Annotated in this window: 10 protein-coding genes and 4 pseudogenes; 8 read left to right on the top strand and 6 right to left on the bottom strand. The window is 68.1% G+C overall.

From position 1 onward, the window contains the following. Nucleotides 1-255: 255 nt before the first annotated feature. From OG870_RS01455 to OG870_RS01440, 4 genes and pseudogenes are all read left to right on the top strand, one after another. Nucleotides 256-990 (top strand): annotated as a pseudogene (locus OG870_RS01455) (glycoside hydrolase family 3 N-terminal domain-containing protein); the annotation flags it as partial. A 93-nt stretch (nucleotides 991-1,083) separates the two neighbouring features. After that, a complete protein-coding gene (locus OG870_RS01450) occupies nucleotides 1,084-1,383 on the top strand; it encodes a hypothetical protein (protein ID WP_323179511.1) in 300 nt (99 codons plus the stop codon). A gap of 234 nt (nucleotides 1,384-1,617) precedes the next feature. After that, complete coding sequence (locus OG870_RS01445; RefSeq protein WP_181867907.1) at nucleotides 1,618-3,144, top strand: alpha-N-arabinofuranosidase; 1,527 nt, start codon at nucleotides 1,618-1,620, stop codon at nucleotides 3,142-3,144. A gap of 9 nt (nucleotides 3,145-3,153) precedes the next feature. After that, the gene (locus OG870_RS01440; RefSeq protein ID WP_181867906.1) at nucleotides 3,154-3,300 is read left to right on the top strand and encodes a hypothetical protein; all 147 of its coding nucleotides are present in this window, start codon (nucleotides 3,154-3,156) and stop codon (nucleotides 3,298-3,300) included. A 500-nt stretch (nucleotides 3,301-3,800) separates the two neighbouring features. Here the strand turns inward: OG870_RS01440 and OG870_RS01435 are convergent, their stop codons facing one another. Both OG870_RS01435 and OG870_RS01430 read right to left on the bottom strand, forming a co-directional pair. Continuing rightward, a complete protein-coding gene (locus OG870_RS01435; protein ID WP_266530027.1) occupies nucleotides 3,801-4,586 on the bottom strand; it encodes a hypothetical protein in 786 nt (261 codons plus the stop codon). A gap of 122 nt (nucleotides 4,587-4,708) precedes the next feature. Beyond that, nucleotides 4,709-4,873 (bottom strand): annotated as a pseudogene (locus OG870_RS01430) (IS630 family transposase); the annotation flags it as partial. Between the two features lie 172 nt (nucleotides 4,874-5,045). Here OG870_RS01430 and OG870_RS01425 point away from each other — a divergent pair. Then, the gene (locus OG870_RS01425; protein ID WP_266530030.1) at nucleotides 5,046-5,978 is read left to right on the top strand and encodes an alpha/beta hydrolase; all 933 of its coding nucleotides are present in this window, start codon (nucleotides 5,046-5,048) and stop codon (nucleotides 5,976-5,978) included. Nucleotides 5,979-5,994: 16 nt separating this feature from the next. Next, nucleotides 5,995-6,714: a helix-turn-helix transcriptional regulator gene (locus OG870_RS01420; protein WP_266592979.1), complete on the top strand. Its 720-nt coding sequence runs from the start codon at nucleotides 5,995-5,997 to the stop codon at nucleotides 6,712-6,714. A gap of 43 nt (nucleotides 6,715-6,757) precedes the next feature. On the opposite strand, the pseudogene OG870_RS01415 reads toward OG870_RS01420, so the two are convergent. Together OG870_RS01415 and OG870_RS01410 are read right to left on the bottom strand one after the other, a co-directional pair. Beyond that, nucleotides 6,758-7,396: pseudogene (locus OG870_RS01415) on the bottom strand (IS630 family transposase); the annotation flags it as partial. Nucleotides 7,397-7,732: 336 nt separating this feature from the next. Further along, a pseudogene (locus tag OG870_RS01410) lies at nucleotides 7,733-8,392 on the bottom strand (glycoside hydrolase family 31 protein); the annotation flags it as partial. Nucleotides 8,393-8,858: 466 nt separating this feature from the next. Here OG870_RS01410 and OG870_RS01405 point away from each other — a divergent pair. Both OG870_RS01405 and OG870_RS01400 read left to right on the top strand, forming a co-directional pair. Then, a complete protein-coding gene (locus OG870_RS01405; protein WP_327690536.1) occupies nucleotides 8,859-10,388 on the top strand; it encodes a DUF5605 domain-containing protein in 1,530 nt (509 codons plus the stop codon). Between the two features lie 58 nt (nucleotides 10,389-10,446). Continuing rightward, nucleotides 10,447-11,001, top strand: coding sequence for a hypothetical protein (locus OG870_RS01400; protein WP_266530039.1), 555 nt, complete (start codon nucleotides 10,447-10,449; stop codon nucleotides 10,999-11,001). On the opposite strand, the gene OG870_RS01395 is transcribed toward OG870_RS01400, so the two are convergent. Both OG870_RS01395 and OG870_RS01390 read right to left on the bottom strand, forming a co-directional pair. After that, a complete protein-coding gene (locus tag OG870_RS01395) occupies nucleotides 10,998-11,420 on the bottom strand; it encodes a hypothetical protein (protein WP_266530042.1) in 423 nt (140 codons plus the stop codon). The genes OG870_RS01400 and OG870_RS01395 overlap by 4 nt on opposite strands. 279 nt (nucleotides 11,421-11,699) lie before the next feature. Further along, nucleotides 11,700-13,526, bottom strand: coding sequence for an ISL3 family transposase (locus OG870_RS01390; protein ID WP_266927613.1), 1,827 nt, complete (start codon nucleotides 13,524-13,526; stop codon nucleotides 11,700-11,702). Between the last annotated feature and the right edge of the window lie 57 nt (nucleotides 13,527-13,583).

Raw genomic sequence — 13,583 nt, 5'->3', positions numbered from 1 at the left:
CGAGGTTAAGGGACCACCTGTGGGGCCACAAGACTCGCGTCAACTTTCCCTGAGACTATTGGAGAGTGGGAGGTTGGCGGGGTCTTCTGCGGGTCTGCGTGAGCTTGGGTGAACGCCTTGACGTCTGGGTCGGGGCGACGGAACATCGAAGCGCTTCGAACCTCGACTCATCTGCTCCCGCACCACCTCCAGCTCGGCCTCCAGGTCTTCTTACTGCTTCGCATCCTGCTTCTCCTCCTCAAGGGATCTGAGTACGTGACCGAAAGCTCGCCGCCCCTCTTCCGCGACCCCACCGCCGCCCTGGACCAGCGCGTCGACGACCTCCTCTCCCGCCTCACACTCGACGAACGCATCGCATTCCTGCACCAGTTCACCCCCGCGGTGGACCGTCTCGGTCTCGCCGCCTTCCGCACCGGGCAGGAGGCACTGCACGGTGTGGCCTGGATGGGGCCCGGCGACGGTCTTCCCGCAGGCGGTCGGCCTCGGCGCGACCTGGAACGACGGCCTCGTCCGCCGGGTCGGCGACGCCGTCGCCCAAGAGACGCGGGCGATGCGCGCACGCGACGACCGGGTGGGGCTCAACGTGTGGGCGCCGACGGTCAGTCTGCTGCGGCACCCGCTGTGGGGCAGGAACGAGGAGGGCTACGCCGAGGACCCGCACCTGACGGCGGCGATCGCCACGGCGTACACCCGCGGCCTACGCGGCGACGACCCGGCGTACTGGATGACGGCCCCCGTCCTCAAGCACTGGCCGGCCCACAACAACGAGACGGACAGGTCGACTTCGTCCTCCTCGGTACGGCCGAGGGTCCTCCACGAGTACGACATGCGCGCCTTCCGCCGCCCCGCCGAGGCCGGCGCCGTGGCCGGGGTGATGCCCGCGTACAACCTCGTCAACGGGCGGCCGAACCATGTCTCGCGTACCTGCGGGAACACCTTCGGACCTGGACGGACCAGGAAACTGCAGCCTCTGGGCAGACGTGGCCCCCCCCGATCAACATAGGCATCCACGGCAACCTCATCCGCGACGTCAGGTGCGACAACATCCGCGTCGAGGACATCCGCTGGGGCCAGCTCGTCCAGATGCGGGTCACCTACATGCCGAAGTGGAACACCGCACCCGGCCGCGGCATCGAGAACGTCTACATCAAGGACCTCACCTACACCGGCACTCACGCCGGTACGTCGCTGCTCCTGGGCCTCGACGGGGACCACCTCATCAAGGACGTCACGTTCGAGAACCTCGTCGTCAACGGGCGGGTCATCCGCGACAGCGGGGGCAAGCCGGCCTGGTACCTGGCCTCGGACGGCGTGCCCATGTTCGCCAACGAGCATGTTCACAGCCTCCGCTTCCTCACCACCGAGGAGGCCGCGGCTCTGTAACCGCCGGCGCCCGGCCCCGGCGTCTTCCTCAGGCGACGAAGGGGCCGACCGCACACCTTTGACACCGGCAACGAGCGGGTCGGTCGCGTCCACCAGTTCCTCGACAGCTGTCTCGAAGGCTCCGTACGGGGAGGTGCGCAGCCGCCCTTCACCCGGGTCTCTTGACGGCCTCCCCTCCAGGTACCCCCAACTCTCTTACCGATACAGAATTCTCCCGAGCCCCTTGGAGCCCCCATGTCCACCGTTACCGCCATCGTCGACCTCGACATCGAGGGCCCGACGATCAGCCGACATCTCTATGGTCACTTTGCCGAGCACCTCGGCCGCTGCATCTACGGCGGCTTCTGGGTCGGGGAGGACTCGACGATCCCGAACGAGGGCGGCATCCGCCTTGACGTCGTCCAGGCGCTGCGTGCCCTGAACATCCCCAACCTCCGCTGGCCCGGCGGCTGTTTCGCCGACGAGTACCACTGGAAGGACGGCATCGGCCCCCGCGACCGGCGCCCCCGGATGGTCAACACCCACTGGGGCGACGTCGAGGAGAACAATCACTTCGGCACCCACGAGTTCATGGCGCTGTGTGAACTCCTGGGCACCGAGCCCTACATCAGCGGCAACGTCGGCTCCGGCACCGTGCAGGAGATGAGCGAGTGGGTCGAGTATCTGACCCGCGACGGCGACAGCCCCATGGCCAGGCTGCGCAGGGCCAACGGCCGCGACCAGCCGTGGCACGTGAAGTTCTGGGGCATCGGCAACGAGACGTGGGGCTGTGGCGGCAACATGCGCGCCGAGTACTCCGCAGATCTGGCCCGGCAGTACGCCACGTACTGCCGCGACCACGGCGACAACAAGCTGTACCGCATCGCCTCGGGCGCGGCCGGCGACGACTACAAGTGGACGCGCACCCTGATGGAGCAGATCAACTGCTTCGGCTGCGTGGCCACACCGCGCACGTTCTTCCAGGCCATATCCGTGCACCACTACACGATGACCGGCACCTGGGAGTCGAAGGGCAGTGCCACCGGCTTCGACACCGAGGGCTACTACCGCACCATGGCCTCGGCACAGCAGATCGACCGTATCCTCACCGGTCACTCCACCGTCATGGACATCTACGACCCGGGCCGGAAGGTCGGCCTGGTCCTGGACGAGTGGGGCACCTGGTGGGACGTGGAACCGGGTACCAACCCGGGCTTCCTGTTCCAGCAGAACACCATGCGCGACGCGCTGGTGGCCAGCACCCACTTCGACATCTTCCACAAGCACGCGGCACGCCTGTACATGGCGAACATCGCGCAGACCGTCAACGTCCTGCAGGCCATGATCCTCACCGACGGCGACGCGCTGGTCCTCACCCCCACCTACCACGTCTTCGAGATGAACAAGGGCCACCAGGACGCCACCTCACTCGCCGTGCACCTGCGCACCGAGGATGCCCGGCGCCGGGTGGGGGACGCCGAGCTCGACACGCTGTCCGCCTCGGCCAGCATCAAGGACGGCGCGGTGCTGATCTCAGTGTCCAATCTGGACGCCGAGGAACCGGTCGAGGTGACACTCGACCTGCGCGGGGGAGCGGTCGGCGAGCCGACCGCTCGTCTGCTGACCGCGGACAGACTCCAGGTCCACAATTCCCCGGACTCGCCCGAGGCGGTGGTTCCGCGTCCGTTCGACGGCGTGAAGCCAACAGGTCAGGGGCTCGTTCTGACGCTGCCTCCCCACTCGTTCGTCACCGTCCAGGCCCCCGTGGCCCGCGCGCACTGAGGAGCCGTCATGACGAGCCGGACGCCCGACATCGCCGTGGGGACGGTGATCCACGGCGACACCGTGGCGTCCGGCACCGCCATCTCGCCCGATCCTTCGGGGCGTTCTTCGAGGACCTCAGCCATGCGGCGGACGGCGGCCTGTACGCCGAGCTGATCCAGAACCGTTCCTTCGCGTACAGCCGCGCCGACCGGCTTGATTGGCATGCCCTGACCGCGTGGGAGGTACTGGAGCGGGAGGGCGCCGCCGGGGCGGTCGCCGTGCCGGCTGAGGCTCCGTTGCACCCGGCCAACCCGCAGCACGCCGTCCTGCACACCACGGCCACCGGCACGGCCGCCTCGGCGCCGGGCTGCGCAACGAGGGCTTCGACGGCATCCCCTTCCAGGAACCTGTCGGGCTACCCACCAGTCCATGGGGCGGCACTGCGTCCGTCGTTCGCCCAGCTGCCGTACTCCCCGATGTAGAGGTGGAGGCGCTCTGCCATCTTCTGGTAGCCCGTGGCTGACCCCGCCCCCCACAGCGGCCGTTGCCGCGCACCACCGACCCGTCCCCGGCTGCAGTGTCACGATCTGCTACGCCATCGGCAGAGCGTACTTCTACCCCGACGGTCCGTGTGATTGAACGCAGCCTGTGCCGACCAAGCTCGTCGCGCCGTGTCATGACCTGGGGCCGGCGGCGGCGCTGTCGCGCAGGATGGGCATCGGTACGGGGATGCGCATCAGGCAGGTCAGGACGGTCGCCCAGGACAGCGCGCAGTGCAGCACGGTCAGCAGCCGGGCTCCGGCCGAGCCCGCCGGTGCCACGGCCACTGTGTTCACCACGTGTTGCAGGGCCGGGGTGCGGCGCTGGTATCGCACCGTCAACCCGGTGACCTGCTCGGCGAAGGTGGCCTTCGGGGCGGACAGGGGTGTGGAGACGATCCCGAGCAGCGTGTTGAGGCCCTTGACCTTGCTGTATCCGTAACCCGCCCCCTGCTTGGCGTAGCCGTAGGTGCGGCGGATCGTGTCATCGATGTCCACATGGGCGACCGATTCGGCGCCGGACAGCAGCCCGGTGTGCGCGGCCAGTTCGGGCAGGAACCTCCGTGCCACCGCGTGCAGTTGCTTCACGTGCCCGTGAGTGAAGGAACGCAGGAACGAGCCCAGCGTGGACGGCGCCCGCACCCCGGCGAACAGGCGCGGCAGAGCGCCGTGCCGCAACCGGTCCATGTCATCGATGCTGTCCGCGCCCGCGACCATGCCGCCCACCAGCGACATCAGCTTCGCTGCGGGGAAGGCACCCGTGCCGTCCTTCGAGACCGGCAACCGGACGTGTTCGCCGGCCAGGGCGGGCAGTCCGCACCGCTCGGCCAGGCGCACCACCGGCGCCAGCCCGCCGTACCCGACCAGATTCGGATCATCGAACCGTGCGGAGACCCTCGCGGCGGCATGGGAAGATTGCATCTCGGAAGTGCCTTGTCGATCGTGCCTGATGTGGTCCTAGAGAAACCCCATCATCGCAGGTCACAAGGCACATTCTCGTTTCCGCGAGAGCCATCCACAGACATCCAGCCGGTGGATCCGGGCTGAACGAGCCTCGCGATGACCGGGACGCTGTTGCCGCCCGCCGATGCCAGCAGCATCATCGCCGTGCGGAACCGCACCGTGCTGGTATTGCCCCGCCGCACGATCCGCTGCAGAGTCTGCCCCTCCTGTTCGGACAGCCTGCGCACCCTGACCGGCTCTGCCATCAGATCTCCCCCGTGCTGATCGGACATGTCACCGCAGACGGCCGACGTGAGGCCACCTTGCACCAACCCGGTGTTCGATCCCGGTCACACCAGGAGCACGGCAGGAGCATGACGCAGTTCACAAAGAAAGGGTGACAGGGCGTTGTCGCGGGCCGCTGAGACTGTCGACGGCATGACGATCACAGATGAGGACTGCCTCCCCGAGACCCTGGGGTTCAACGAGCAGTTTGAGGCTGCCGCCGCGAGCCGTCCAGCTCGCGGGCAGGCGCCGAGCGCCGCCAGGCTGGCGCTCCTGCGGCGCAACCGGCTCGGCGGCGACACGCCACCGGTAAGACTGCCGCACGGCCAAGACCGCGTCATTGAGGGCGCAGTGAAGGTACGGGTCTTCGTGCCGGACCACGTCGACGGCGTGTACCTGCACATCCACGGAGGCGGCTGGGCGTTCGGGTCCGCGGACGGACAGGACGAGCGGCTTTGGCGGCTCGCCGAGCAGGCACGGCTGGCCGTGGTGAGCGTGGACTACCGCCTCGCGCCGGAACACCCGTTCCCCGCCGGGCCCGACGACTGCGAAGCGGCTGCCCGGTGGCTGGTGAAACACGCCGCGGCCGAGTTCGGTACCGACCGGCTGCTGATCGGCGGTGAATCGGCCGGTGCTCACCTCAGCGTCGTGACGCTGCTGCGCCTTCGCGACCGGCACGGCATCACCGGCGCGTTCCGGGCAACTCACCTGCTCTTCGGCCCCTACGACCTGTCGATGACACCAAGCCAGCGGAGGTTTGGCCCCCGACAGCTGCTGAGCAATACCGACACGCTTCGGGGCGGCTATGAGCTGTTCACACCGGGGATGGGGGAAGAGCAGCGCCGTAGCCCGGAGGTCTCGCCCCTGTTCGCGGACCTGGCCGGGCTGCCGCCAGCCCGGATCGTCGTCGGCACCGAAGATCCTCTGCTGGACGACTCGCTGTTCCTGGCCGCACGGTGGCAGGCGGCGGGTGCGCCTGTGCAGCTCGGCGTCGTCGCCGGCGCGATGCACGGCTTCACTCTGTTCCCCCTGACCATCACCGAGCGGGAACTACGGCGAGAGCGGGGCTTCCTGGCCTCCGCGTGACGGTAGCGTCGGCGGCATGAACCGCACTGACCGGCTGTATGCGCTGGTGGAAGAGTTGCGCGCGGCGGCGCCGCGGCCGCTGACGGTCGCCGCGCTCGCCACGCGGTTCGAGGTCAGCACACGCACGGTACAGCGCGACCTTCAGACACTGATGCAAACCGGTGTCCCGGTGCGCTCCATACCCGGGCGAGGCGGCGGCTGGTCGATCGACCCGGAGATGACCCTGCCCCCGATCCACCTCACCGCCGATGAAGCCTCGGCACTGACCGCCGCGCTCGCCGCGGCCGACGCCTCCACCCCGTACGCCGGCGCGGCCCGCACGGCGGCTCAGAAGATCGTGGCCTCGATGGCCGGCCCCGCCTCGGCGGCGGCCCAAGAACTCGCCGCACGGATCGTTGCCCTGCCGACGCACGGCGACTCCGTGATCCGTACCGCGGTGGAGCACGCCCTCGCCAACAACATGGTGCTGCGGCTGTCCTACACCGACGCGGCAGGACACGAAAGCAACCGCGTCGTGGAACCGGCCGGACTGCTCACCGCCGACGGCCGCTGGTACCTCATCGCCTGGTGCCGCATACGCCGGGCTGGCCGGGGCTTCCGGCTGGACCGGATCGCAGCAGCGGCTCCAACCGGCGAACAGGCACAGCCCCATAACCTGACCGAACTACTACTCGGCTCGGCCGCCGCCGGCGCAGTACAACCCACCGCACTGGCCTCACTCACACCCTCACGATGAGAATCCGAAGGCACCAACCCGGCGAACCTTCCCGGTCACGGCCCTAGTCTTCTGAGTCAGGAATTCTGTTCAGATAACTGGCGAGGCGTTCGAGGTTCTCGTCCGCGGTCTTCGTCCAGACGTAGGGCTTCGGGTCGGTGTTCCAGGCGGCGATCCAGTTGCGGATGTCCTTCTCCAGGGCCTGGACGGACCTGTGGACGCCTCGCCGTATCTGTTTGTTGGTCAGTTCGGCGAACCATCGCTCGACGAGGTTCAGCCAGGACGAGCCGGTCGGTGTGAAGTGCAGGTGGAAGCGGGGGTGGGTCAGCAGCCACTTCTTGATGGCGGGGGTCTTGTGGGTGGCGTAGTTGTCGCAGACGAGGTGGACATCCAGGCCGGCAGGCACCTCTTTGTCGAGCTTGGTCAGGAACTTCTTGAACTCCTCGGCACGGTGCCTGCGGTGCAGGGAGCCGATCACTTTTCCGGTGGCGACCTCAAGAGCCGCGAACAGAGTGGTGGTACCGGCCCGGACGTAGTCATGCGTCGCCCGCTCGGGAACCCCGGGCATCATCGGCAGGACGGGCTGGGACCGGTCCAGGGCCTGGATCTGAGACTTCTCGTCGACGCAGAACACCAGGGCCCGCTCGGGCGGGTCCAGGTAGAGGCCGACGACATCGTGGACCTTGTCGACGAAGTACGGGCCGGGGAGAAGGCGTACCGCGCTGCGGGGAAGTGACTGCATGGGTGCTCGTTTTCTTCGTTCGAACGCTGCGGCCCCGCGGGAAGAGCGGGTCGCACGGATTCGCGTCCCGACCGGTACTGCGGACCGACCTGCGGGCACGGCCACAGGGCGGGAAGACCTTGGTTGGTCGTGCGGGATCAAGAATCGCCCTCCTGCCCGCCGGCTGCTCTCAGCAGCCGATCGGGCTCCGTCGGCAGGGGTGCGGTCCTGCCGGCTGGGGGAGGGCGTGCGGACTGCATCGCTTTGCAGTCCTTCGCAGGGGCGTCACCGGTCGCCGGCAGATGGGGAGGCGAGGGGTCAGCGCAGCAGAGCTGCGATGGCCGCTCCCTCGCGCACGAAGACGGGAATGCGCTCCAGCGGCGCGCCCGCGTCGAGCGTCGTACCGCCCTCCACCACGCTTCCGGTGGCCGGGTCGAGCCAGCGCGTTCCGGACGGCAGGTACACCCGGCGGGTCCGCCCGCCCGCCTCGTACATGGGGGCCACCAGCACATCGGGTCCGAGTAGGAACTGGTCGTCGATGTCCCAGGCGTGCCCGTCGTCGGGGAAGTCGAAGAACAGCGGGCGCATCGGCGGTGCGCCGGTGCGGTGGGCGTCCTCGGACAGCCGCGTCAGGTACGGGCGCAGGCGCTCGCGCAGCGACAGATGGTCGCGGAGGATGCCGTACGCCTCTTCGCCGTAGGACCAGACCTCGTTCGGGCCGCCGGTCGCCTCCGTGCAGAAGTCGGGGTAGTGCGGCAGGCGGTCCCCGTGCAGCCGCACGACGGGGCTGAAGGTGCCGAACTGGAACCAGCGGAGCAGCACCTCGCGGTACGCGGGATCGTCCGGGTCACCGCCGGAGAAACCGCCGATGTCGGTGTTCCACCAGGGGATACCGCTCATCGCGACGTTCAGTCCGGCCCTGATCTGGCGTGCGAGAGAGCCGAAGGTGGGAGGGATGTCGCCGGACCACAGCGCGGCCCGACTATCGGCATCGACCCGTTCATGGCCCTGGTCGCCCAGGCCATGAGCCCTACGCGAGCGCCAAGCGGGTGCTCTGGGGCGTCGACAACGGCTCCTCCCAACGCGGCAAGAAAGCCGCCGACCGCCTGACCAAGGCGTTCCCGAAACGCGGTCCTCATTCACACCCCGGTGCACGCCTCCTGGCTGAACCAGGTGGAGATCTACTTCTCCGTCGTGCAGCGCAAGGTCGTCTCGCCCAACGACTTCACAGACCTCGCCGAGGTCCGGGAACGGCTCCGAGGGTTCGAAGACCGCTACAACGTCACAGCACAGCCGTTCCAGTGGAGGTTCACCACCTCCGACCTGGACAATCTGGGCCAGACTCGACGGACACACCGCCGATCACTCAGAAGAATCCTCCACCGCCCCGGAAACGTGATCAACCCCCGACGGACTTACGACGCAGACCACTATCGTGGGTTTTATGGATCACCATGTCGAGACTACTGCCCGCATACGTCACGACGAGCACTGCGCTCGATGGGACGTGTTCGAGATCGAGCTCGATGGACCGTCAGACGGCAACCCGTTCACCGATGTCGAACTCGGCGCAATATTCAGCGACGGGCAGCGCGAGCTGCGCGTCGGCGGCTTCTACGACGGAGACGGAACGTACCGGATCCGATTCATGCCCGACGTCGAGGGATCCTGGACCTTCGTCACATCGTCCACCGCACGCTCGCTTGACGGCCTCTCCGGCGACTTCCTGACCGGGCCGGCCGCTTCGGGCCGCCACGGTCCGGTGCGGGTGGCCGAGCGCCATCACTTCGCGTACGCCGACGGCACCCGGTACCTGCCGATCGGAACCACCGCGCACGCCTGGACGCACCAGGTCGAACGCCTGCGGGCCGCGACCCGGCGCACGCTGGCGGCAAGCGGCTTCACCAAGGTGCGGATGTGCCTGCTGCCCAAGGCGTATACCTACAACACGGACGAGCCCGAGCTGTACCCGTTCCCCGGCTCCGTGGCGGCCGGCTGGGACACCACTCGCTTCGACCCCCGGTTCTTCCGCCGCTTCGAGGAGGAGGTGCGCGCGCTGCGGGAGTTGGGGATCGAGGCGGACGTCATCCTCTTCCACCCCTACGACCGGTGGGGCTTCGCCCAGCTCGGACGCGACGCCGACGACCGGTTGACGCGGTACGCCGTCCGGCGGCTGTCGGCGCTGTCGAACGTGTGGTGGTCGATGGCCAACGAGTACGACCTGGTGGAGGCCAAGAGCGAGGCCGACTGGGAGCGTCTGGCCGGCATCGTGGCCGAAGAGGATCCGCTCGGTCACCTGACCTCCATCCACAACTGCGGCCCGTTCTACGACTACGCGAAGCCGTGGATCACTCACTGCAGCATCCAGCGCGTCGACGTCTACCGCACCGCGGAGAACACCGACACCTGGCGGGAACAGTGGGGCAAGCCCATCGTGATCGACGAGTGCGGGTACGAAGGCGATATCGACCAGGGCTGGGGGAACCTCACGGGTGAGGAACTTGTGCGGCGCTGCTGGGAGGGCGCAGTGCGTGGCGGGTACGTCCAGCACGGCGAGACCTACCTCAACGACGCCGAGGAACTGTGGTGGTCCAAGGGCGGCGAGTTGGCCGGGACCAGCCCTGAACGCATCGCGTTCCTGCACCGCGTCATCCGCGAGTCCCCCACCAGCGTCTTCGACCCCCTGCCCTCCGACTGGGATGCCCCCCGCGGCGGGGTCCAGGACGCGTGCGAACTCATCTACTTCGGCTTCAACCGCCCACGGTTCCGGGACATCAGCGTGCCCGCCAACGGGCGCTACGCGATCGACGTGATCGACACGTGGGCCATGACGATCGACCGTGTCGGCGTGACGGCGGACTCCCGCGTGCGCGTGGAGCTGCCGGGTCACCCGTACATGGCCGTCCGTCTGACCCGTTTGCCGGACGACGCCGACACGGGGGAATCCGGGGAGGCACCGTCGGTGCTCACCTGACCCGTGGCGCGGGTTGGACTAGGACACCCGACCCATCAGGAGACCGAGAGGCACCCCCATGCCCGACAAGGTTACCTGCGACGACAAGCGGATCAACGTCATCACCGATGTGGCCGCCGTCGTCTCCAGCGCGGACGGCCAGGCGCTGCCCGGCATCCATGCCCGCCTCAAGCGGCTTCGCCTGCTGCCCGGGCAGCACCTGGTCGACGGCGGCTATACCTCCGTCGACGGCATGGACACCGCCGCCCGCCTCCACCGCGTCACCCTGGGCGGGCCGCTTCCCTCCAGCACCTCGCCGCAGCACCGGGCCGGGGATGGCTTCGGCAGGGAGAACTTCGTCATCGGCTTCGACCAACGCGAGGTCACCTGCCCCAACGGGCAGGTCAGCGGCAACTGGCGGGACCTTCCGGTGGCGGAGCCGACATCGGTGGTGGTCCGGTTCGACGCCCGCCAGTGCGGCCGCTGCCCCGAGCAGGCCGCGTGCACCCCGGGCCCGTTTCGCAGCCCGGACCCACGGCGGGGATCATCGACCGCATTGCCCCAGGGCAGGCCTCTGACCTGGGGTTTCTGGCAGCAGTCACCTTCGGGGATCCCGACTCAGGGCAGTCCCTAACGGCGGAACTGCCAGAAGTTCTGGGTTACGGAGAACACGATCGAACTCTCGCCACTCGGAGCCGTCAGATTGCTCTGCAGGTCGTACGCCTGTGTGCTGATACCCGTGCCGAGGTTGCAGGTCTGGCTGCCATAGGCGGTTACCACCACGTGGTCGCCACCGCTGGCAAAGACCGTCCCCGTCAGGGGGACGACGGTGTCACCCGCCCGCAGGAGGTGGCACCCGCCATCCGTACCGTTCACCTTGATCCCGATAGCGGCAGTCCCGCCGGGCAGCGAGCTGGCGAAGGCGTACGGAAAAAAGCCGGAGGCGGCGGACGCCTGCCCGGCGCTCACCATGACAGCGCCCGTTCCCAGGGTGAGAGCAGCGGTCAGCGCGGTGACGAGCTTGCGCCCGTTCCGGCGAAGCGTGAGCTTCATCGTTGGTGCACCTTTCCAAGTGTGTTCATTGACTGTTCGTTCTCTTTCCCGCGAGGGATAGAGGCGAGAACCGCCGGGCTGGATTCGCGGGACCAGGCCGGCATGACTGGCGCCGGCCTCGCCGGAGAGTCGCTTGCGGAGCGAACGGGACGTGGCCCCGCTCCCTTCTGTCCTGTCGGTTCCGGCAGTCCTGAGTTTGCAGGGCCGGGGAGTTGATCAGGAACCCGGTTCGAGGGGCCGATCAATTCCGGTCCTGCACCTGACTTTCGATTGACGCGGCTACCGGTGCCTCGTTGGCCAGGAAGTAGGTGAACGGCACCGAGGCGGCCAGCGCTCGATGGCTTCTTTGTTGCGACCAGGCACACCGGGATCCGACCACTTCGCTTCCCGGCGGAGCGCTCGTGAAGGCAGCAGGATGGCGCCATGACACCGAACGAACAGCGCCGCGCCGACCTTGTGGCTATGTCGCCGAGCAGCGGCTCTGGTCCACTTCGTGTGGTCGCGTGACTCTCGGTTACGCCAACAGGACTCGTTTGCGCAGGAGTTCGAATCCTGTGCGGCCGAACATCTGGCGCTTGAGTATCTTGATCCGGTTGACATGACCTCCACGACGCCGGAGTTCCAGGGCAGTGTGAGGCCCGCGGTGACGGCGTCGAGGTCGCGTTCGAGGTGTTGGGCGAAGCTCCGGAGGCTGGGCAGTTCGGTGGTGGAGGTAGCCGCTTCGATCCAGGTCGGCAACTGGTCGCCCTGGAGGTGAGCGACCATGTGCCCGAAGGAGCGCACGTGCTCGGCAGGTGCCGTCAGCTCGGGGCAATTGGCCAGGACGGCTTTGAGCTGGAGCCGATCCCCTTCGGGTAGGGCGTCGGGGTGGGTGAGGATCCAGCGCGTAACGGCCCGGGCTGACGGCGGGCGGGGGCCGACCGGTTGGGGTTTGCCGCGAAGCGTCCTGCTGACGTAGGCACGGACACTGGCGTATCCGCGGGGATAGCCCTGTTCCCTGATCTCCTCCCACAGTTTCCAGGCGTTGGTGCAGCCTTCCTGCCAACGCTGATCGAGGTGGGGCTTGTAGTCATCGAGCCCGGTCGCACGGCTTTGCCACTGCCCGGTAAACATCTCCTCCGCAGTAGCGGCACGGGAGAAACGCAAGATCGTGTTGAGGGTCATCCCGAGCTGCCGGGCGACGGACCGCTTGCTGTGCCCGGCGGCGAGGAGAGCGTGGATGGTGGCGTGCTTGGCGCGGGTGCGTTCGGCGAACCGGTGCCCTGTCGGCCAGGGCGACGCAGCAGGCTCCGCCTCTTCCTGCGGTTCCTCAGGCTGGGCCGGCGTGAGACGCAAACAGCCACGGTGCCGGTAGACGCACTTCTCGGCGGCTTCGCCCAGGTTGTGCCAGAGATGCCATCGGTCGGCGACCTGGAGGGCCTGCGGGGCGCCGCGGGTGGCGCCCTCGGCGATGAAGGGAGCCCGGTCGCGGCAGACGATCTCGATGCCGGGCCGCTCGGGGAGCCAGGCCGCGAGCGTGTCCGCCTCCCGATCGGGAAGGAGGTCGACCGGGCGACGTGTCTCGACATCGACGAGTACGGTTCCGTAGACAGGGCCCTTGCGCTGGGCGTACTCGTCCACGCCGACCACACGGGGTACTGCGGTGGCAGGGTCCGGAAGCGAGGCGATCAGCCTCAACAGGGTGTTGCGGCTGACCGGAACCTTGAAGGCGTCCGTCATTCGGGCGCCGGCCCGCACCGCGAGCGCAAGACCGACCGACACCAGCGTCGACCGCAGCCGCTCGGTCCGTCGCCCGAACCTGCGGGTGAGACCGGGTACTTGCTCGGCGAAGGTCATGCGCTCGCAGGATTCCTCCTCGCAGACGAACCTCCGCACCCGCAACGACACCACGACGAACTTGCCCGCCGTCGGCAGATCACGAGGAAATCGCAGGTAGGAGCCGTGTATTCGCCCCGACCAGCACCCGCACCCCGGACAGGCCGCCCGCCCTGCGGTCGTACGGGCCTCGACCCGGACGACCATGTCGATCACCTCGACCGATTCCGCCAACACGCCCTCGACCGAGGAAAACAGCAGCTCGTTCAACTGCGGCAGCACTTCGTTCACAGCGAAGGACTGTCGACCACACCACCGTCCAGCCAGGCATTTTTTCGGGCGGACTTT

It is taken from the genome of Streptomyces sp. NBC_00461, assembly GCF_036013935.1.
Lineage (GTDB): Bacteria > Actinomycetota > Actinomycetes > Streptomycetales > Streptomycetaceae > Streptomyces.
The sequence above is the reverse complement of the archived record's forward strand: the minus strand, read 5'-3'. Positions and strand labels throughout refer to the sequence as shown.